Here is a 17,581-nt window from a genome sequence, read left to right on the forward strand (position 1 = left end):
ATCTCTTGCGGTCAGTCCGGCTGCACGCCCACCATGGGCAGCATGGTGCGGCGGGCGAAATCGCGTGCGGCCTGCTCGTCGCCGAGCGGGATGAGGCCGTCCGGGGTCAGCACCAGCGACTGGCCGAGGCGGGCAAGCACTTCCGCGACCAGGTCGGCGTCGAAGTCGTTCACATGGCTGGATTCCTGGAGGGTGCGCAGCTTTTCGGCCAGGTAGGTGCGTCCGACCGCCAGCACCGGTCCGGCATCGGTGGTGAGCCGGGGCAGGATCACGTCCGGTTCGGTGCGCAGGAGTCGTTGCAGCAGTTTGTTGTTGGCGAGATTGGTGATGAAGGCGACGAAGATCTCCACCAGTTGCTCGCTGACCGAGGCGCCATTGTGCGCGACCTCCTGCACCCGCTTGTCGATCTCGGCCACGAACTGCTGGGCCTCGCGCACGCTCACGGCCTCGACGAGATCGTTCTTGGATTCGAACCGCCGGTACAGCGTGGCGGGGCTGATCCCGGCGCGACGGGCGATCTCCCCCATACTGGTTCGCTTGATCCCGAAGTCGAGGAACGCCGATAGCGCGCTCTCCAATAGCTGCTCGCCTTCGGCCCGCGGCTTTTCCAGAATGCGTTGCAGGATGGCGGGCACGGACGGCATCGAGTCTCCAGTCGATCGGTTGGCATCCGCGACGTTGCGGCTGGGGCGCAGCGATTATCTCACTGCCTCACCCGTGCAGGTGTGGGGCCCGCCGCTAGTGCAGCTTCAGCGCCGCCATTTCGCTCTCGATCGCATTGGCGGCGAAATCGATTCCGCTGGAACGTAATTCGTGAACCCGGCGCTGTAGCGCCTCGATGCCCCCCGGCTGGGCCGCGATATCGGCCACGCTGATCCGCCGTCGGTGCATACCGTCCTGCTCGTACGGCACCGTTGTAACCTCCTGCTAGCCCGAGCGCGCACCCGGCAAGCGGCGGCATAACCCGGGCCGCCGGGAACGCTTCGAGAATGCTAGCAGCGGGTTATATGGTCGCTTGTTCAGTGTGGGCCTTATCACAGACCCTCTTCAGTCACCGCTCTTGACCGGCCCGATGCAGGCTCGTGTTGTGCAGGTACGCCGCGGCATTCAGGCGAATCCGGTCCAGCTCGGCTTCGCCCAGTTCACGGCGTACCTTGCCCGGAATGCCGGCCACCAGCGAACCCGGCGGAATCTGCGCGCCCTCCGGAATGAGGGCATTGGCGGCAATGAGACTGCCCGCACCGATGACCGCGCCATTGAGCACCGTGGCGCCCATACCGACGAGCACATCGTCGCCGACCGTACAGCCGTGCAGGATCGCGTTGTGCCCGACCGAAACTCCCGCACCGACCGTACACGGGAACCCGGGATCGGCATGCAGCACGCACCCGTCCTGGATATTCGACCGATCGCCCACGCGGATCGCGTCCATATCCCCGCGCAGCACCGCCGAATACCAGACGCTCACCTCGGCGCCCAGCCGCACGCGCCCGATCACGCTGGCATTGGGCGCGATCCACGCACTCTCATCGATCTCCGGCGAATGCTCGCCCAGCTGAATGATCATGACCCCAGAACCTAGCGGGTGGGTTGCAGGCGGAACTGCGCGCGGTGGGCGGCGGGGGTCGTACCGAGGACGCGGTGGAAGTGGTGGCGGAGATTGACCGCGGTGCCCAGGCCGGCGTCGGAGGCAATGCGGTCCATGGTGTCGTCGGTGGATTCCAGCAGCAGGCGGGCGCGGTCGATGCGCTGATGCAGCAGCCACTGCTGGGGGCTGGAGCCGGTGCGCTCGCGGAAGCGGCGGGTGAAGGTGCGGCGGGACATGACCGCGGTGCGGGCCCAGGAGTCGAGGTCGATGGCTTCGTCGAGATGTGTTCGGGCCCAGACCATGGCGTGCTCCACGGGATCGTCGTCGAGGGCGTCGGGGACGGCCACCGGGATGTACTGGGCCTGGGAGCCGCTGCGGTGCGGGGCCAGCACCAGGGCGCGGGCCAGGTCGGTGGCGGTGCGGCTGCCCAGATCGGCGCGGACCAGGTGCAGGCAGCAGTCCAGGGCGGCGGCGACGCCGGCGGAGGTGATGAGATCGCCGTGATCGGACCAGAGGGTGTCGGCGCGGACGCGGACCGCGGGGAAGGCGCGGGCCAGTTCGGCGGCGGCGGACCAGTGGGTGGTGAGCTCGCGGCCGTCGGCGAGACCGCTGGCGGCGACCGCCCAGGAGCCCAGGCAGAGGCCGACGATGCGGGCGCCGCGCTCGTGGGCGCGGCGCAGGGCCGCGCGGCTCGGGTCGGGCAGCGGGCGATGGCGCTGCCAGCTCGGGATGACCACCGTGTCCGCCTCGTCCACGACCTCCAGGCCGTGCTGCACGATGATGTCGAATCCGGCTGGGGTGGACAGGATTCCGGGGCTCTCGGCGCACACCCGGACCTGATAGGGCGTGCCGTGCTCCGCGCCCGCGCCGACGCGGCCGAAGACCAGGCTGGGCACCGACAGGTGGAAGGGACTGATCTGATCGAACGCCAGCACGGCCACCGAATGCATGGCCCGATATTATCGATGCTCGGCCTTCGGGCCACTGTCGGAGTGGTTGCCGCCGAACGAAACTCGGTGTCATGACGAACACGATCGCTTCCGCCACCCTCGAGATCCTGCACATCGGCGGCCCCACCGTGCGCTTCCGCTACGGCAACCTGACCTGGCTGACCGATCCCACGTTCGATGAGCCCGGCAGCTACAACGTCGGCATCACGCTGCGCAAGCTGACCGGCCCGGCCGTGCCCGCGGATCGCATCGGCGCGGTGGACGTGGTGCTGCTCTCGCACGATCAGCACCCCGACAATCTGGACACCTCCGGACGCCAGTTCCTGACCACCGTCGACCGCGTGCTGTCCACCCCCGACGCCGCCGGCCGCATGGAAGGCGTTCAGGGCCTGCAGAACTGGGAGTCGGTGCGCATCGGCGACGTCACCGTCACCGGCGTCCCCGCCCTGCACGGCCCCGAGGGCGCCGAAGCCCTCTCCGGCGTGGTCACCGGCTTCATCCTGCAAGCCGACGGCCAACCCACCGTCTACGTCTCCGGCGACAACGCCTCCGTCGACCTGGTCGAGCAGATCGCCACCCGCATCGGCCGCATCGACCTCGCCATCCTCAACGTCGGCGCCGCCAACGTCGAACGCTTCGGCGACACCGACGTCACCCTCAACGGCCGCACCGCCGTCAAAGCCGCCGCCGCCCTGGGCAATGCCCTCATCATCCCCGTCCACGCCGAAGGCTGGGCCCACTTCTCCGAGTCCCTCGACTACCTCATCCGCAACTTCGACTACGCCGGCCGCACCAACCAACTCCGCATCCCGGTCGCCGGCGAGCCGCTCACTGTGACTGCCTGAATCAGGAGCGGGGCTTGGCTGAGGCCAGTCCCACTGTCGCCCGGCTAGGTCGGCGCCTCGCCTGGGGCCAGTCCCACTGTCGCCCAGCTAGGTCGGCGCCTTGGCTGAGGCCGGTCCCGCCGTCGCCCGGCTCGGTCGGGCGGCTTGGCTAAGGGGGTTCGGGGGCCTAGCCCCCGCCAACCCTCCGATTGCTATCGGATTGCGGATCCGAACTAGGGTCGTGGCGCTCATGGCCGAGACCGGGGTTCTGGTCCACGATGGGCGGTATGCGGATTGGTGTCCCACGGGAGGTCAAGGAGCAGGAGTACCGGGTCGCGCTCACGCCGGCGGGCGCCGGGGAGCTGGTGCGGAACGGGCACGAGGTGGTGGTGGAGGAGGGCGCGGGCGTCGGCTCCGGGTTCGCCGACGCCGACTACCTCGCTGCCGGTGCCAAGCTGCTGACCAGGGCAGACGATGTCTGGGACGTGGCGAACCTGGTGCTGAAGGTGAAGGAGCCCATTGCCGAGGAGTATCCGCGCATGCGAGCCGGGCAGGTGCTGTTCACCTTCCTGCATCTGGCGGCCTCCAAGGAGTGCACCGATGCGATCCTGCACTCCGGGATCACCGCCATCGCCTACGAGACCGTGCGGGCTGCGGATGGTTCGCTGCCATTGCTCGCGCCGATGAGCGAGGTTGCGGGAAAGCTCGGCACCCAGGTCGGCGCGTACCACCTGATGACTCCGCAGGGCGGGGCGGGCGTCCTGCTCGGCGGAGTGCCCGGGGTGCGGCAGGCCGAGGTGGTGGTGCTCGGCGGCGGCATGGCCGGCAGCAGCGCGGCGGCCGTCGCGGTCGGCATGGGCGCGCGGGTCACCGTGCTGGACACCAATATTCCGCGCCTGCGGGAGCTGGACGCCCGGTTCGGCGGGCGCATCACGACGCTCGGTTCCAATGCGGCCGAGGTCGAAAGGACGGTGCTGGCGGCGGATCTGGTGATCGGCTCGGTGCTGGTGCCGGGGGCGCGCGCCCCGAAACTGGTGCCCGACACCCTGGTGGCGGGCATGCGACCGGGCTCGGTGCTGGTGGACATCGCCATCGACCAGGGCGGCTGCTTCGAGAGCTCGCATCCGACCACGCACGCCGAACCCACCTTCCGAGTGGCGGATTCGCTGTTCTACTGCGTCGCGAACATGCCCGGCGCGGTGCCGCACACCTCCACCTGGGCGCTCACCAATGCGACCCTGCCCTATGCGCGCGCCATCGCCGACCAGGGCTGGCGCGCGGCCTGCGACGCCGATCCCGGTCTGGCCCAGGGGCTCACGGCCGATGGCGGCCAATTGTTCTCCCGGGAAGTCGCAGCGGCACACGGTTTGCAGCCTGCGGGCAAGACGACGTTCCTGAGCATTCTCGGCACGCCGCAGGGCAAGGGCTGACCAAGGTCTGACGACGACGGGCCCGCAGCCGGACCGAATCCGGTTGCGGGCCCTCCGTTTCAGCGCTCAGTCGGCCGAGCCGTCCGAGCCCTCGGTGGATTCCGTGCTGCCGAGCTGCCAGTCCGGATCGCCCTCGCTCGGCAGGTTCTGCAGCTTGTCCGGGTTGCGGACCACGTCGATATTGATGATCCGGCCCTCGTCGATGGTGAACGAGAAGACGCCGGTGTGCTTGCCGTCGAACACCACCAGACCCGGGCGGCCGTTGACCAGCACCGACCGGCCCCACGCCCCGCCCACGTGCGCGGCATGGCGGAGGAAGCCCAGGAAGGTGTTGGCCACGGTCTCGGCCCCGTGCAGCGGATCGAGGAACGCCTGCACCTTGCCGCCGCCGTCGGCGGTGAAGGTGACATCCGAATCGAGCAGGCCCAGCAGGGCGCTCAGATCGCCGGAACGCCATGCGACGGCGAAGGCGGACACCACCTTCTCGTGCTCGTCCGGGCTGGCCGGGAAGCGCGGCGTGCCGGCCTCGACATGCTTGCGGGCCCGGGAAGCCAACTGGCGCACGGCCGCCGGGGTGCGGCCGACCACCTCCGCCACCTCCGGGCCGGTCATGCCGAACACGTCCTGCAATACGAAAGCCGTGCGCTCGGCGGGCGAGAGGGATTCCAGCACCACCAGCAGCGCGGTCGTGACCCGCTCGTCCTGCGAGATCCGATCGGCCGGATCATCCCAGGTGGTGATCTCCGGCTCCGGCAGCCACTCGCCGACGTACTGTTCTCGCCGCGCCCGCGCCGAACCGAGATGATCCAGCGCCAGCCGCCCGGTGACCGTGGTCAGCCAGGCGCGCAGGTTCTCGATATCCGCGCCCTCCGGACTGGTCTCGTAGTACCGCTGCAACCGCAGCCAGGCCTCCTGCACCACGTCGTCGGCGTCGCTGAGGCTGCCGAGCGTGCTGTAGGCGACCCGCCGCAGGTAGTTCCGATGCTCCTCGAACTGCCGTGCCAGCTCGGCCTGATCGGGCGCACCCCGCCGTTCGTCGTTGCTCATTGCCCTCACCGTTCGTTCCCACTCGCCGATTCGGACGAGTCACCGAATCGACGAAACAGACGGGATAACTGTGACATTCCAAGCCGACTGGTCGGTCTTGTGGGTCGGTGACTACGCGCGGCGGCGGGACCAGGCGAATGCCGCGGCCGCGAGTGCGGTGGCGAGCTGTACGGCTTCGGACAGCCGGACGGCACGCCGCAGGTCGCGGACCACCGGGGCGGGACCATCGCCGAGAGTGGGACGCATTTCGACGCCGTGGCGGTATTCGGTCCTGCCGCCGAGGGTGACGCCGAGCGCCCCGGCCATGGTCGATTCCGCCACACCGGCATTCGGGCTGGGATGCTCGGCCGCATCGCGCCGCCACGCCCGCCAGGCATCGGCGGGGCGGCCACCGATGACCGGTGCGAGGGCCGTGGTGATCGCACCACTGACCCGGGCGGGCACCAGATTCGCGACATCGTCCGTCCGCGCCGCCGCCCACCCGAACCGTCCGTACCGCTCATTGCGGTACCCGACCATTGCATCGAGCGTGTTCACCGCGCGATAGCCGAGCAGCCCCGGAACCCCCGCCACCGCACCCCACACCAGCGGCGCGACCGTCGCATCCGAGGTGTTCTCCGCAATGGATTCCAGCGCCGCCCGAGCCAGCCCATCCGCATCGAGCACCTCCGGATCCCGCCCGCACAACGAAGGCAGCAACTCCCGCGCCCCCGTCAGATCACCGGCTTCGAGCCGATCCGCCATGTCCCGCCCCGTGCGCGCCAAGGTGGTCCCGCCCAGCACGGTCCACGTCGCCAGCGCCGTCACCAGCACCTCACCGGCGCGATTCCCGGACACCGCCCGCGACAACCCGATTCCGAGCCCGGTCGTGACGCCCACCAACACCAACTCGTGCACGACCCCGGCAGCCCGGTCATCGCGATAGGTCACCCGCTCCAGTGCCTGTGCCGCCGAACCGAATCCCGCCACCGGATGCCCTCTGCGCGGGTCGCCGAGGGCGCGATCCAGCGCGAATCCCAGCACCAGTCCCATTGCAGTCGAAGTCCCACGCACCCGGCGAGATTAACCGACCACCCGATTCGCCCCGGCACCGCGCACCTATCCCGATACGCACCTTTCCGGCTGGTCCGCACCCACTGTGGTTCCCCGATTCGGCGCGCGTGCCAGTCCGATGTCGTGTGCGCCCAGCACATCGGATGCCTCGTGAACGCGGTGGCGCAGGCCGGGACCGCCATCTGCGGGAGTGCCGACGCGGATTGGCCGCGTTCATCAGGACGATCAGCGGCGGGTGCCACCGTAGCGGTCGGCGAGGCGGGCCTCGTTGGAGGTGGGCTTCGGGGCCGGAGCCGAGGCACTCGGCTCAGCCGCCGGAGTCGGCCGGGGTTCGCTTGCCTCGGGTGAGGTTGCCTGTGCGATCGAGGGTTTCGGTTCGTCGGGCGCGGCGGATTCGGCCGGGGCGGCGGCGCGTTCGCGGCGGCGGGCGCGGAGTTCGGCGTAGACGAAGTAGCCGAGGCCGAGGGGCGCCATGATGCCGAAGGCCAGCCATTGCAGGCCGTAGGAGAGGTAGGGGCCGGCGTCCAGCTGGGGGAGGGCGACGGGGGTGAAGGCGCCGGGCTGGCCGGGATCCAGTTGCAGGTAGCCGCCGCGGCCATCGGTGGGGATGGGGGTGAGCGGGAGGCCGAGGACGGTGGCGACCTGTTCGGTGTCGGTCGAATAGACCTGGCGGTAGCCGTCTTCGGTCATCGGCGGCTTGGATTCGATTATGCCCTCGGAGGCGCGGACGCGGGCCTCGAGATGCTGCGGGCCGGTGGGCGGGGCCGGGATCTCGGGTGCGCGGGTGCCATTGATCGCGGCGATCTGGCCGCGATCCACGAGCAGGGTGCGGCCGTCATCGAGCCGGAAGGCCGCGAGCACCGAATAGGCGGGCGCGCCATCGAGATGGCGCAGCCGGACCAGAACGGTCGAATCGGGGACGTAGCTGCCATTGGCGGTGACGCGATGCCATTCGGTGTCCTTGCCAGGACCGGCGAGAATCGTGGTGATATCGACCGGCGCGGCCTCCACCGAGTCGGCGATCCGCTGATTGCGTTCCGACGTGGAGGTGTTCTTGCCCAGCTGCCACGGCGCGAGCACGGTGAAACACAGATACGCGAACCCGGCGACCACCGCGGCCAGGATCACCCAGCTGGGCCGCAGCAGGAACCCGAGCCGCCGCAGCCCGGAAAGCTTCGAGCCGCTCATGCCCGCTCACCCCTCGCCGGTTCGCCGAGCTGTTCCCGCACCCAGTCGAGCAATCCCGGCACGGCCGCCTCGATCTGCTCGCGCACCAGCACGAAATCCGACTGATCGCCGTAATACGGATCCGGCACATCCGCCCCGTCGGCCTCCGGATCGAAGCTGCGCAGCAACCGCCGCCGCTCCGACGGCACCCCCAGCCGCGCCAGCGCCCGCTCATGCCCGGTATCCAGCGCCACCAGCAGATCCGCGTCCCGATGATCGGCCCCGATCACCGCGGCGGCATGCCCGACCGGATACCCGTGCCCGCGCAGTTCCGCGTTCGTCCGCGGATCGGCCTCGTCCCCCACATGCCAGCTCCCGGTCCCGGCACTGCTCACCCGCACCCGGTCAGTGAGCCCCGCGCGCTCGAGATGCGCCAGGAAGATCTTCTCGGCCATCGGAGACCGGCAGATGTTCCCGGTGCAGATGAAGGTCACATGCAGCTCGCCCACGACAGCCATTCTGTCGGTTGGCCCCCGCACCCGGCCACGTAGGGTGGATCGCTGTGCCGGAGGACACCGCCAACCCCACCCCAGCCCCCGCGGCCACCCCCGCCCAGGAGGCCGCGGTGAGCCATGCCTCGAGCCCGGCCGGGGTGGGGGAAGTCGACCTGGCGAAGTTGCGGCATCACGGGGATGTCGAGACGCGGGTGGGGATGGTTGATTTCGCTGTGAATGTGCAGGGGAGTGCGCCGCCGGAGTGGTTGCGGGAGCGGTTGGCGGCCCGGCTCACCGAGCTCGGGCGGTATCCGGGCGGCGACGACGAGCGGAGGGCGCGGGCGGCCGTGGCGGCTCGGCATGGGCGGAGGCCGGAGGAAGTGCTGTTGCTGGCGGGGGCGGCGGAAGGGTTCGCCATGCTGCCGCGGTTGGGGGCGGCCCCCGGTGGTGCGGCGGGAGATGGCCAGGGGCTGCGCTTGGCTGCGGCGATCCATCCGTCGTTCACCGAGCCGGAGCTGGCGTTGCGGGAGGCCGGGGTGCCGGTGGTGCGGGTGGTGCTGGAGGCGCCGTACACCCTGGAGTCGGCGGTGGTGCCCGACGAGGCGGATTTGGTGGTTGTGGGGAATCCGACCAATCCGACGTCGGTGCTGCATTCGGCCGAGAGCATTCAGCGGTTGCGGCGACCCGGGCGGATCGTGGTGGTGGACGAGGCGTTCGCCGATGCGGTGGTGGGGGAGCCGGAATCGCTTGCCGGGGTGAGTTATCCGGATGTGCTGGTACTGCGGAGCCTCACCAAGACGTGGGCGCTGGCGGGATTGCGGTGCGGGTATGTGCTCGGGGATCCGGAGTTGCTGGCGCGATTGAATCATGGGCGGGCGCATTGGCCGTTGGGGACATTGCAGTTGGAGGCCATTGCGGCGACCGCCGAGCCCGGGGCGGTGGCGGAGTCGCAGCGGAAGGCGGAAGGCATTGCCGCTGACCGGCAGGCGATGATTCCGCGGTTGCGCGAGCTCGGGGTCGAGGTGCACGAACCGGCGCGGGGGCCGTTTCTGCTGATTCGGGTTCCGGATGCGGAGCTGCTGCGGAAGCGGCTCGCGGCCAAGGGGATCGCGGTGCGGCGCGGGGACACTTTTCCGGGCTTGGGGCCCGGATTCCTGCGGCTGGCGGTGCGGCCCGCAACCGAAGTGGATCGGCTGGTGGCGGCCATCCGGGAGGTCGGGCTGTGAGCCGCCGGCGGGGATGTGCTGAAGTCCGTATGAATGTGACTGTCTCGGAGGAGGTTCGGTTGTGGTGACGGTGCGGCTGGCGGATCTCATTGCGGCTTTGGATGCGGCGTATCCGCCGAAACTGGCCGAGTCGTGGGACTCGGTGGGGCTGGTGTGCGGTGATCCGGACGAGGCGGTGTCGCGGGTGCTGTTCGCGGTGGACGCCACCGCGGCCGTGGTCGACGAGGCCATCGAGTGGGGTGCGCAGGCGCTGGTGGTGCACCATCCGCTGCTGCTGCGCGGGGTGGACACCGTGGCGGCCGATACGCCGAAAGGGGCGTTGCTGCACCGGCTCATCCGGTTCGGATGCGCGCTGTTCACCGCGCACACCAATGCCGATTCGGCAGACCCGGGCGTCTCGGATGCGCTGGCGCAGGCCATCGGGCTGACGGTCACCGGGCCGCTGGATCCCAAACCGCTTACCGCCCTGGACAAGTGGACGGTGCTGACGCCGAGTACCCACACCGAGGCGGTGCTCGCCGCCCTGTTCGCGGCGGGCGCCGGCGCGGACGGCAACTACAACGACAGTGCTTGGCGCGCAGCGGGAACGGCGCAGTTCCGGCCGCTCGACGGCGCGAATCCGGCGCTGGGCGCGATCGGCGAACTACATGTCGAGGATGAGGACCGTATCGAGGTCGTCGCATCCCCGGGCAAGCGCGCGGCGGTGCTGGCGGCCTTGCGGGCCGCGCATCCGTTCGAGGAGCCCGCCTATCACGTGACCGAGCGGGCGGCGCTCCCGTCGGGTCTGGGCATCGGCCGCGTCGGCGAGCTGGCCGCACCGGAATCACTGCGGGAGTTCACCGCTCGCGTGCGCAAGGGGTTGCCCGCGACCACGTGGGGTGTGCGCGCCGCCGGTGATCCGGATCGGGTGATCCGCACCGTGGCGGTCTGCGGCGGCGCGGGTGATTCCTTCCTCGGCAAGGTCGCCCGGCTGGGCGTGGACGCTTACGTCACCGCCGACCTGCGCCATCACCCCGCCGACGAGCACCTGCGCGCCGGCGGTCCGGCGCTGGTCGACGCCGCCCACTGGGCGACCGAATTCCCTTGGTGCGCACAGGCGGAAGGTATTGTCCGCACGGCGCTGCCGTCCCTGGAGACGCGGGTGTCCACGCTGCGCACCGATCCGTGGAGCATCGGCGCGGCGGAGGGGTGATGGCGGCCTGAGCGTCCACTACCAGGCCGCGATCGGCGGGAAACCGCCGAATACGCGCTCCTGGTGCACGTTCAGGCCGGGTTGGCCACCACCGTCGGCTCGTGTCCCACCGGAAAATTCACCGAATTGGCGATGAAGCACTTCTTGTGCGCCTCCTCGTGCAACCCCAGCGCCGGCTCGATCATCTCCGGGTCGGTCACGGTGACCCGGGGGCGCAGCGTGACCCGCTGGAAGCGCTCGTCGTCCATCACCCCGACCGCGGTGTCGTGATAGCCCGTCACCACCACGCCCGCCTCCGCGCACAGGTGCAGATACCAGAGCATGTGGCAGTCCGACAGCGCCCCCACCAGCAGCTGCTCCGGATTCCAGCGCTCCTTGCTCCCGCGGAACTTCGGGTCGGAGGTAGCGGGAATCGGCGGCCGTCCCGCCGCGAGCACCTCGTGATCCCGCGAATAGGACCGATACCCGGTGGTCTCGCCCGACCACGTCACCTCGACCTCGTACACATGCTCTCCCATACGGCGACCATGTCACATCCGTCACCCGGCCGCGCGCCGTTTTTCGCACTCGCCCAGGTCCCCGCCGATCGAATGTCCAGCATGCGGTGGGGTTGGGCAATGCGGGCTCGCCGGGCGGGTACGGTGGGAGTCTTGAACCGTCCATAGCGTCCAGGAGACCTTCCGCGTTGAATGCCGAACCATCGATCCAGGCCAAGCTGCTCGACCTCGCCGCTGTCGACGCCGAGCTGACGAGGATCGAGCATCGCCGCAAGGTGCTGCCCGAGGAGCAGGAGGTGCGGCAGCTGGAGGCGGAACGGACGACCCGCAAGGATGCCGCGGTCAAGGTGGAGATCCTCATCGACGATCTCGACCGCGATATCCGCAAGCTCGAGGGTGAGATCGACGCCGTCCGCAAGCGCGAGGAGCGCGACAAGGGCATGCTGACCGCCGGTTCGGTCGGCGCCAAGCAGCTTTCCGAGCTGCAGCACGAGCTCACCAGCCTGGAACGCCGCCGCAATGTCCTCGAGGACGACCTCATCGAGGTCATGGAGCGCCGCGAGGCCGCCGCCGCCGATCACGACCACGCCGGCGCCAACCTGGACAAGGCCGAACAGGACCTCGTCGACGCCGAACGCCGCCGCGACGACGCCCTGGCCGACCTGACCGTCGCCCAGCAGCGCTGCGATTCCGACCGCGCCGCCCTCGCCAAGACCTTCCCCGCCGACCTGCTCGCTGCCTACGACAAGCAGCGCGCCGGTTACGGCGTCGGCGCCGGCCTGCTACAGGCCCGCCGCTGCGGCGCCTGCCGCATGGAACTCGACCGCGGCGAGATCGCCCGCATTGCCAAGACCGCCCCCGACGTGGTCGTCCGCTGCCCGGAATGCAACGCGATCCTGGTGCGCACCAAGCAATCAGGACTGTGAATCACCGCGCGCTCCGCGCGGTACAGGAATCGACAGCAGGTCGGAATGCACTGGCGGCCCGCGAGTTCCGGGTCGCCCGCCGGCATGGAGGGTGAGCGGTGACGGACAAGGTGATCGTCGAAGCGGACGGCGGCTCGCGCGGTAATCCCGGGCCGGCCGGCTACGGCGCGGTGGTGTGGGATGCCGACCGAACGCAAGTGCTGGCCGAGCGCAAGGAGTTCCTCGGCGTCACCACCAACAATGTGGCCGAATACCGTGGCCTGATCGCGGGTTTGGAGGCGGCGGCCGAGTTGGGGGCGCGCGAGGTGTCGGTGCGCATGGACTCCAAGCTGGTGGTCGAGCAGATGTCCGGGCGCTGGAAGATCAAGCACGAGGCCATGATTCCGCTCGCCGAGCGGGCCCGGCAGCTGGTGGCCGGGTTCGACCGGGTGAGTTACGCGTGGATTCCGCGCAAGGAGAACTCGTACGCCGACCGCCTGGCCAACGAGGCCATGGACGACGCGCATCTCGTCGACGAGGTGCGGACCGCCCTGTCGACGCAGGAGTCGTCCGCGGCCGCCGGCGCGCCGACGGTGGTGGGCTCGGCACCCGGCAGTGCGGACTCGACAGGCTCCGAAGGCAACTCGGCGGTCGGCGCGGGTGGCGTGGAGAGCAGCTCGACCGGGATCCCTTCGGCAGGCGGTGCGGCGACGGTTTCCGTAGGAGCTGGGGCCCCCGCCGATCAGCGTGCCGCCGCGCCGGGATGGACCGGGGCGGTCGGGCGGCCCACCCGATTGCTGCTGCTGCGGCACGGGCAGACCGAACTCTCGGTGCAGCGGCGGTATTCGGGGCGGGGAAACCCGGCTCTGACCGCGCTGGGCCGGGAGCAGGCGGCGCGCGCCGCGAAAATGCTTGCCGCCAAGGGCGGTATCGAGGCGATCGTATGCTCGCCGCTGGGCCGGGCCCGGGAGACGGCCGAGGCCGCGGGGCAGGCGCTCGGGTTGCCCGTGCGCGTGCTGGACGGGTTGATCGAGACGGATTTCGGGGAGTGGGAAGGGCTTACGTTCCTGGAGGCGCGGGAGCGGGATCCGGAGCTGCACACGCGGTGGCTGGGGGATCCGTCGCTGCCGGCGCCGGGCGGGGAGAGCTTCGATCAGGTGCGGGAGCGCGTCGAAGGGGTGCGGCGGGATCTGGTGGCGTTGTATCCGGGCGCGAATGTGCTTGTGGTCAGCCATGTCACGCCGATCAAGACGCTGCTGCAACTGGCTCTCGGTGTGGGGCCGTCGCTGCTGTATCGGCTGCACCTGGACCTGGCGTCGCTGTCGATCGCGGAGTTCTACCCGGACGGCGGGTCCTCGGTGCGGCTGGTGAACGACACCTCCTACCTGTGATCACCGCCTGACGCCGGTGTTTGCGGCCGGCGCCGCCGGGTATGTCGGCGGCGTCGGAGGTGACGCACATGCGGGAAGCGGTTGTGGGCGAGTCCGGAGCGCCGCACGGTCCGTCGGATCTGAGCGGGCGGTCGTGGTGGGGTGTGCTGCGGCGCACCGCCGCCGAGTTCCAGAAGGACAACATCACCGATTGGGCGGCGGCGCTGACGTATTACAGTGTGCTGTCGATCTTCCCGGGACTGCTGGTGCTCATCGCCGTGCTCGGGCTGCTCGGGCCGGAGCCGACGCAATCGCTGGTCGACACCGTGCGGGGTGTCGGGCCGGGTAGCGGCACCGATCTGGTCGTGTCTTCCATCGAGGAACTGCAGCAGGCGAAGCCGCTGGCCGGACCGCTCGCCATCGCCGGGGTGTTCATCGCCCTGTGGACGGCCTCCGGGTACATCGGCGCGTTCATGCGCGCGAGCAACGCCATCTACGAGATGCCCGAGGGCCGTCCGCTGTGGAAGCTGCTGCCCCTGCGGGTCGGATTGACGGCGCTGCTGGTCCTGCTGCTCGCCACGACCCTGGTGGGCGTGGTGGTGACGGGCGGGCTCGCCGACCGCATCGGCGACTGGCTGGGGCTGGGGGAGACGGCGGTCACGGTGTGGGGCATCGTGAAATGGCCGGTGCTCGCGGTCCTGATCAGCCTCGTCTTCGCCCTCTTGTACTGGGCCGCACCGAATGCCAGGCAGCTGGGCTTCCGCTGGCTGACGCCCGGCAGCGTGCTGGCGGTGCTGGTGTGGGTGGTCGCCTCGGCCGGATTCACCGTCTACATCGCGAATTTCGGCTCCTACAACAAGACCTACGGCTCGCTGGCGGGCGTGGTGGTGTTCCTGATCTGGTTGTGGCTCACCAATATCGCCGTCCTGCTCGGCGCGGAATTCGACGCCGAGCTGGCGCGGGCCCGCGGCATCGAGCGCGGCCTGCCGCCGGAGGAGGAACCGTTCCTACCGCCTCGCGATCCCGCCGATGACGAGAAATCCTGAGGCGCGGGCGATCACGGCCGCAGGACGGCGCTCAGGAATTCGGTCTGGTCGAAGACGGCCTTCTCGAACCAGTCGTCGAAGTAGATGTCGAAGTGCCCGATGGGGTATCGCTTCACGACGGCGTGCTTGGTGCGTTCGGCGGCCTTCAGCGTCGGGCCCGCCGGGGCGACGGTGTCGTTGTCGCAGATGGCGTAGAACACCGGCGCCTTGATGTCCTTGGTGCGCCGCGCGGGGGAGTCGAAGATCGTCGACACACCCACCCGGGCAGCGACTTTCGGCCGGTACTGACTGCTCTCCTCGGCCAGCCGGCCGAACCCCTCGGGCACGTCGGCGGCGCTCATGAGCGCGGCGGAATGCTTCTTGCCCGCCAGCCGCGCCTTGATCGGCTTGCGGATGATCGGCCCGATGATCAGGTCGGTCAGCGCGATCGTGCCCGTCTTGGTGAGGCTGATCGGCCCCTTCGCCATGGCCGAGGACCACCCGCTGGTGAACGGGCACTGCGCCACCACCGCGGCGATGTAATGATCGTCCGGCGCCACCGACAGCACGTGCCCGCCCCCGAAGGAACTGCCCCACAGCGCGATTCGCGTCGCGTCGATGCCCCGGACGGTGCGCGCGTAGGCGATGGCCGCATGCCAGTCCTCGCGCTGCCGCGCGATATTGATCACCTGCCGCGGCTCCCCGCCGCTCGCCCCGAACCCCCGATAGTCGAAGACCAGCACCGCCATTCCCGCCATGGCGAACCGGCGCGCGTAGCGGTCCAAGCCCATTTCCCGGTCGGCTCCTAGGCCGTGTCCCATGACGACGAGCGGGCGGGGTCTGGGCGGGCCGTCCGGGAGATACAGCCAGCCCGCACATTCATCACCACCGGAGGGGAACCCCACCTCGACACGCTCCATGGCCCATTACGGTACCTTGGGTCCCGCGGACGAGTCGGTCGGGCGGCCGCGGCGAAGGGAACGGGCATGCCAATGCCGCCGCCCGTCGCCGAGGAAAGTCCGGACTCCACAGAGCAGGGCGGTTGCTAACGGCAACCCGGGGCAACCCGCGGGACAGTGCCACAGAAAACAAACCGCTGGTGGTGACACCAGTAAGGGTGAAACGGTGCGGTAAGAGCGCACCAGCGCGCCGGGTGACCGGCGCGGCTCGGTAAACCCCGCCCGGAGCAAGGTCGAAGGTCGCATTCGCGAGAGTGCGGCTGCGCAGGCGTTCGAGGGCTGCTCGCCCGAGCCTGCGGGTGGACTGCTCGAGGCACCCGGCAACGGTGTGTCCAGATGGATGGTCGCCACCCGGTGCTCGCACCGGGGACAGGATCCGGCTTACAGACCGACTCGTCCGCCCCTTTCCGGGGGCCCCGCCCGGGTGCATGATGGATGGTGGGCCGCGGTCCGATATCCGTGGCACTGCGGGAAATTCGCGGGGCACGCGATGGAAATACTCATACTTATCGCATCCGGAGCGCTGGCCGGGGCGGCGGCGGCAATCGGCGCGGGCATGCGGGTGGTCACCCAATATGAGCGTGGCGTGGTGTTCCGGCTCGGCCGGGTCCGCGCCGTGCGGGATCCGGGACTGCGGCTGCTGATCCCGGCGGTGGACAAGATGCGCAAGGTGTCGATGCAGGTCGTCACCATGCCGGTGCCCGCGCAGGAGGGCATCACCCGCGACAATGTGACCGTGCGGGTCGACGCCGTCGTCTACTTCCGCGTCATCGACCCGCTGCGCGCCATCGTCGAGGTGGAGAACTATCTGTACGCCGTCGGCCAGGTCGCGCAGACCTCGCTGCGGTCGGTGATCGGCAAGAGCGATCTCGATGATCTGCTCTCCAATCGCGAACAGCTCAACAAGGGCCTGGAATTGATGATCGATTCGCCCGCCCTGGGCTGGGGCGTGCACATCGATCGCGTCGAGATCAAGGATGTGGCGCTGCCGGATTCGATGAAGCGCTCCATGTCGCGGCAGGCCGAGGCCGAACGCGAGCGGCGCGCCCGGGTCATCTCCGCCGACGGCGAATACCAGGCCTCGCAGAAGCTGGCCGATGCCGCCGCCCGCATGTCGCAGTCCCCGGCCGCGCTGCAGCTGCGGCTGCTGGAGACGGTCGTACAGGTTGCGGCCGAAAAGAATTCGACGCTGGTGCTGCCCTTCCCGGTGGAGTTGCTGCGGTTCCTGGAGCGGGCGACGCCGGGCCCCTCGGCGGGCGCGCAGGGTGCTGCCGAGCCGGAGACGGGCACAGCCGAATCGGTCACGGGCGCGGAATTCCCGGCCGTGGCAAACGATCCTGGGCGCGCGGGTTCCCCGGCCGCGCTCGGCGAATCTACTCCGGCGGAACTGCCCTCCGGAGCCAAACCGGACGGGCGGGACACCCAGCCGGTAATAGCCAATTCGAATGACAAAGCGGCGCCGCCGCGGGCAGCGGATCCCGGCGCGTCCGGCAATGAAGGATGAGGTGCGGATCGATGTCGGTGTCCATGTTGATCCAGCCGCTGGCGGTGCTCGTGCTGTTCGGCATCGCGTATCTGTTCAAGTGGCTGTCGGCGGTGCTGCCGGACGGGATTCGCGGCAGATAGGCGGGCCGCGAAGGGTTTAGCGGCGCGCGGCGGTGGGTAAGGCGCGCCGCCGCGGGCGCCTGTGCGGGCGGCGTGAGCGACGCCGCTCCCGTAACGATGTGCACAAACCGCCGGGTTGGACGACAATGGCGACGCGCCACATGATTCGTATCGGCGCGGCTCGGCGTGTCGAGCGGGCGATCTGCTCGGAACTGGCCCCGGACGTGATCGTCGTCATAAAGTGTTGCG

At 69.7% G+C, this 17,581-nt stretch carries 18 protein-coding genes and 1 other RNA gene; 9 read left to right on the forward strand and 10 right to left on the reverse strand.

Annotated elements, in window-relative coordinates; genetic code table 11:
* Positions 1-11: 11 nt before the first annotated feature.
* From ACFVIV_RS14555 to ACFVIV_RS14570, 4 genes are all read right to left on the reverse strand, one after another.
* Positions 12-644, reverse strand: a complete 633-nt coding sequence (locus tag ACFVIV_RS14555) for a TetR/AcrR family transcriptional regulator (RefSeq protein WP_379196240.1) — start codon at positions 642-644, stop codon at positions 12-14.
* A 94-nt stretch (positions 645-738) separates the two neighbouring features.
* Complete coding sequence (locus ACFVIV_RS14560; protein ID WP_379196242.1) at positions 739-912, reverse strand: hypothetical protein; 174 nt, start codon at positions 910-912, stop codon at positions 739-741.
* 139 nt (positions 913-1,051) lie between these two features.
* Positions 1,052-1,567 carry a gamma carbonic anhydrase family protein gene (locus tag ACFVIV_RS14565; protein ID WP_379196244.1) on the reverse strand — a complete coding sequence of 172 codons (516 nt, stop codon included), beginning with the start codon at positions 1,565-1,567 and terminating at the stop codon, positions 1,052-1,054.
* An 11-nt stretch (positions 1,568-1,578) separates the two neighbouring features.
* On the reverse strand, positions 1,579-2,538 hold the full coding sequence (locus tag ACFVIV_RS14570; protein ID WP_379196246.1) for a GlxA family transcriptional regulator: 960 nt from the start codon (positions 2,536-2,538) through the stop codon (positions 1,579-1,581).
* 71 nt (positions 2,539-2,609) lie between these two features.
* Between ACFVIV_RS14570 and ACFVIV_RS14575 the strand changes: the two genes are divergently transcribed.
* Together ACFVIV_RS14575 and ald are read left to right on the forward strand one after the other, a co-directional pair.
* Entirely contained in the window at positions 2,610-3,383 is a 774-nt protein-coding gene (locus ACFVIV_RS14575; protein WP_379196248.1) for an MBL fold metallo-hydrolase, read from the forward strand.
* A gap of 266 nt (positions 3,384-3,649) precedes the next feature.
* Positions 3,650-4,792, forward strand: a complete 1,143-nt coding sequence (ald, locus tag ACFVIV_RS14580) for an alanine dehydrogenase (protein ID WP_379196250.1) — start codon at positions 3,650-3,652, stop codon at positions 4,790-4,792.
* Between the two features lie 66 nt (positions 4,793-4,858).
* Here ald and sigJ read toward each other — a convergent pair whose 3' ends face one another.
* The 4 genes from sigJ to ACFVIV_RS14600 form a co-directional block, all read right to left on the reverse strand.
* Complete coding sequence (gene sigJ, locus ACFVIV_RS14585; RefSeq protein ID WP_379196252.1) at positions 4,859-5,839, reverse strand: RNA polymerase sigma factor SigJ; 981 nt, start codon at positions 5,837-5,839, stop codon at positions 4,859-4,861.
* 111 nt (positions 5,840-5,950) lie between these two features.
* Positions 5,951-6,871, reverse strand: a complete 921-nt coding sequence (locus ACFVIV_RS14590) for a cobalamin biosynthesis protein (RefSeq protein WP_379196254.1) — start codon at positions 6,869-6,871, stop codon at positions 5,951-5,953.
* Between the two features lie 246 nt (positions 6,872-7,117).
* Positions 7,118-8,056, reverse strand: a complete 939-nt coding sequence (locus tag ACFVIV_RS14595; RefSeq protein ID WP_379196384.1) for an SURF1 family protein — start codon at positions 8,054-8,056, stop codon at positions 7,118-7,120.
* A 20-nt stretch (positions 8,057-8,076) separates the two neighbouring features.
* The gene (locus ACFVIV_RS14600) at positions 8,077-8,577 is read right to left on the reverse strand and encodes a low molecular weight protein-tyrosine-phosphatase (protein ID WP_379196256.1); all 501 of its coding nucleotides are present in this window, start codon (positions 8,575-8,577) and stop codon (positions 8,077-8,079) included.
* A gap of 134 nt (positions 8,578-8,711) precedes the next feature.
* Here ACFVIV_RS14600 and cobC point away from each other — a divergent pair, with 134 nt between their 5' ends.
* Positions 8,712-9,779: an Rv2231c family pyridoxal phosphate-dependent protein CobC gene (gene cobC / locus ACFVIV_RS14605; RefSeq protein WP_379196386.1), complete on the forward strand. Its 1,068-nt coding sequence runs from the start codon at positions 8,712-8,714 to the stop codon at positions 9,777-9,779.
* A 61-nt stretch (positions 9,780-9,840) separates the two neighbouring features.
* Positions 9,841-10,971 carry a Nif3-like dinuclear metal center hexameric protein gene (locus ACFVIV_RS14610; protein ID WP_379196258.1) on the forward strand — a complete coding sequence of 377 codons (1,131 nt, stop codon included), beginning with the start codon at positions 9,841-9,843 and terminating at the stop codon, positions 10,969-10,971.
* Positions 10,972-11,042: 71 nt separating this feature from the next.
* Here ACFVIV_RS14610 and ACFVIV_RS14615 read toward each other — a convergent pair whose 3' ends face one another.
* Positions 11,043-11,489, reverse strand: a complete 447-nt coding sequence (locus ACFVIV_RS14615; RefSeq protein ID WP_379196260.1) for an OsmC family protein — start codon at positions 11,487-11,489, stop codon at positions 11,043-11,045.
* A gap of 167 nt (positions 11,490-11,656) precedes the next feature.
* Between ACFVIV_RS14615 and ACFVIV_RS14620 the strand changes: the two genes are divergently transcribed.
* The 3 genes from ACFVIV_RS14620 to ACFVIV_RS14630 all read left to right on the forward strand — a co-directional run bounded on the left by ACFVIV_RS14620 (position 11,657) and on the right by ACFVIV_RS14630 (position 14,789).
* Complete coding sequence (locus ACFVIV_RS14620) at positions 11,657-12,394, forward strand: zinc ribbon domain-containing protein (RefSeq protein WP_379196262.1); 738 nt, start codon at positions 11,657-11,659, stop codon at positions 12,392-12,394.
* 98 nt (positions 12,395-12,492) lie between these two features.
* Positions 12,493-13,764, forward strand: a complete 1,272-nt coding sequence (locus ACFVIV_RS14625; RefSeq protein ID WP_379196264.1) for a bifunctional RNase H/acid phosphatase — start codon at positions 12,493-12,495, stop codon at positions 13,762-13,764.
* A 68-nt stretch (positions 13,765-13,832) separates the two neighbouring features.
* Positions 13,833-14,789 (forward strand): YihY/virulence factor BrkB family protein, encoded by a 957-nt coding sequence (locus ACFVIV_RS14630; protein WP_379196266.1) that lies wholly within the window; start codon positions 13,833-13,835, stop codon positions 14,787-14,789.
* 11 nt (positions 14,790-14,800) lie between these two features.
* On the opposite strand, the gene ACFVIV_RS14635 is transcribed toward ACFVIV_RS14630, so the two are convergent.
* On the reverse strand, positions 14,801-15,688 hold the full coding sequence (locus tag ACFVIV_RS14635) for an alpha/beta hydrolase (protein ID WP_379196268.1): 888 nt from the start codon (positions 15,686-15,688) through the stop codon (positions 14,801-14,803).
* Between the two features lie 30 nt (positions 15,689-15,718).
* On the opposite strand from ACFVIV_RS14635, the gene rnpB reads away from it, so the two are divergent.
* Together rnpB and ACFVIV_RS14645 are read left to right on the forward strand one after the other, a co-directional pair.
* An RNA gene (rnpB, locus tag ACFVIV_RS14640) (RNase P RNA component class A) lies at positions 15,719-16,127 on the forward strand.
* A gap of 90 nt (positions 16,128-16,217) precedes the next feature.
* Positions 16,218-17,231 (forward strand): slipin family protein, encoded by a 1,014-nt coding sequence (locus tag ACFVIV_RS14645; RefSeq protein ID WP_379196270.1) that lies wholly within the window; start codon positions 16,218-16,220, stop codon positions 17,229-17,231.
* Positions 17,232-17,581: the final 350 nt, after the last annotated feature.

The sequence above is a fragment of the Nocardia sp. NPDC127526 genome (assembly GCF_042672265.1).
Lineage (GTDB): Bacteria > Actinomycetota > Actinomycetes > Mycobacteriales > Mycobacteriaceae > Nocardia.

Bases quoted from the DNA above. Each gene is read 5' to 3' on its own strand.
- sigJ (WP_379196252.1), bottom strand. From the start codon at position 5,839: ATGAGCAACGACGAACGGCGGGGTGCGCCCGATCAGGCCGAGCTGGCA.
- ald (WP_379196250.1), top strand. From the start codon at position 3,650: ATGCGGATTGGTGTCCCACGGGAGGTCAAGGAGCAGGAGTACCGGGTC.
- ACFVIV_RS14630 (WP_379196266.1), top strand. From the start codon at position 13,833: ATGCGGGAAGCGGTTGTGGGCGAGTCCGGAGCGCCGCACGGTCCGTCG.
- ACFVIV_RS14635 (WP_379196268.1), bottom strand. From the start codon at position 15,688: ATGGAGCGTGTCGAGGTGGGGTTCCCCTCCGGTGGTGATGAATGTGCG.
- ACFVIV_RS14565 (WP_379196244.1), bottom strand. From the start codon at position 1,567: ATGATCATTCAGCTGGGCGAGCATTCGCCGGAGATCGATGAGAGTGCG.
- ACFVIV_RS14575 (WP_379196248.1), top strand. From the start codon at position 2,610: ATGACGAACACGATCGCTTCCGCCACCCTCGAGATCCTGCACATCGGC.
- ACFVIV_RS14570 (WP_379196246.1), bottom strand. From the start codon at position 2,538: ATGCATTCGGTGGCCGTGCTGGCGTTCGATCAGATCAGTCCCTTCCAC.
- ACFVIV_RS14615 (WP_379196260.1), bottom strand. From the start codon at position 11,489: ATGGGAGAGCATGTGTACGAGGTCGAGGTGACGTGGTCGGGCGAGACC.
- ACFVIV_RS14555 (WP_379196240.1), bottom strand. From the start codon at position 644: ATGCCGTCCGTGCCCGCCATCCTGCAACGCATTCTGGAAAAGCCGCGG.
- ACFVIV_RS14645 (WP_379196270.1), top strand. From the start codon at position 16,218: ATGGAAATACTCATACTTATCGCATCCGGAGCGCTGGCCGGGGCGGCG.
- ACFVIV_RS14600 (WP_379196256.1), bottom strand. From the start codon at position 8,577: ATGGCTGTCGTGGGCGAGCTGCATGTGACCTTCATCTGCACCGGGAAC.
- ACFVIV_RS14590 (WP_379196254.1), bottom strand. From the start codon at position 6,871: ATGGGACTGGTGCTGGGATTCGCGCTGGATCGCGCCCTCGGCGACCCG.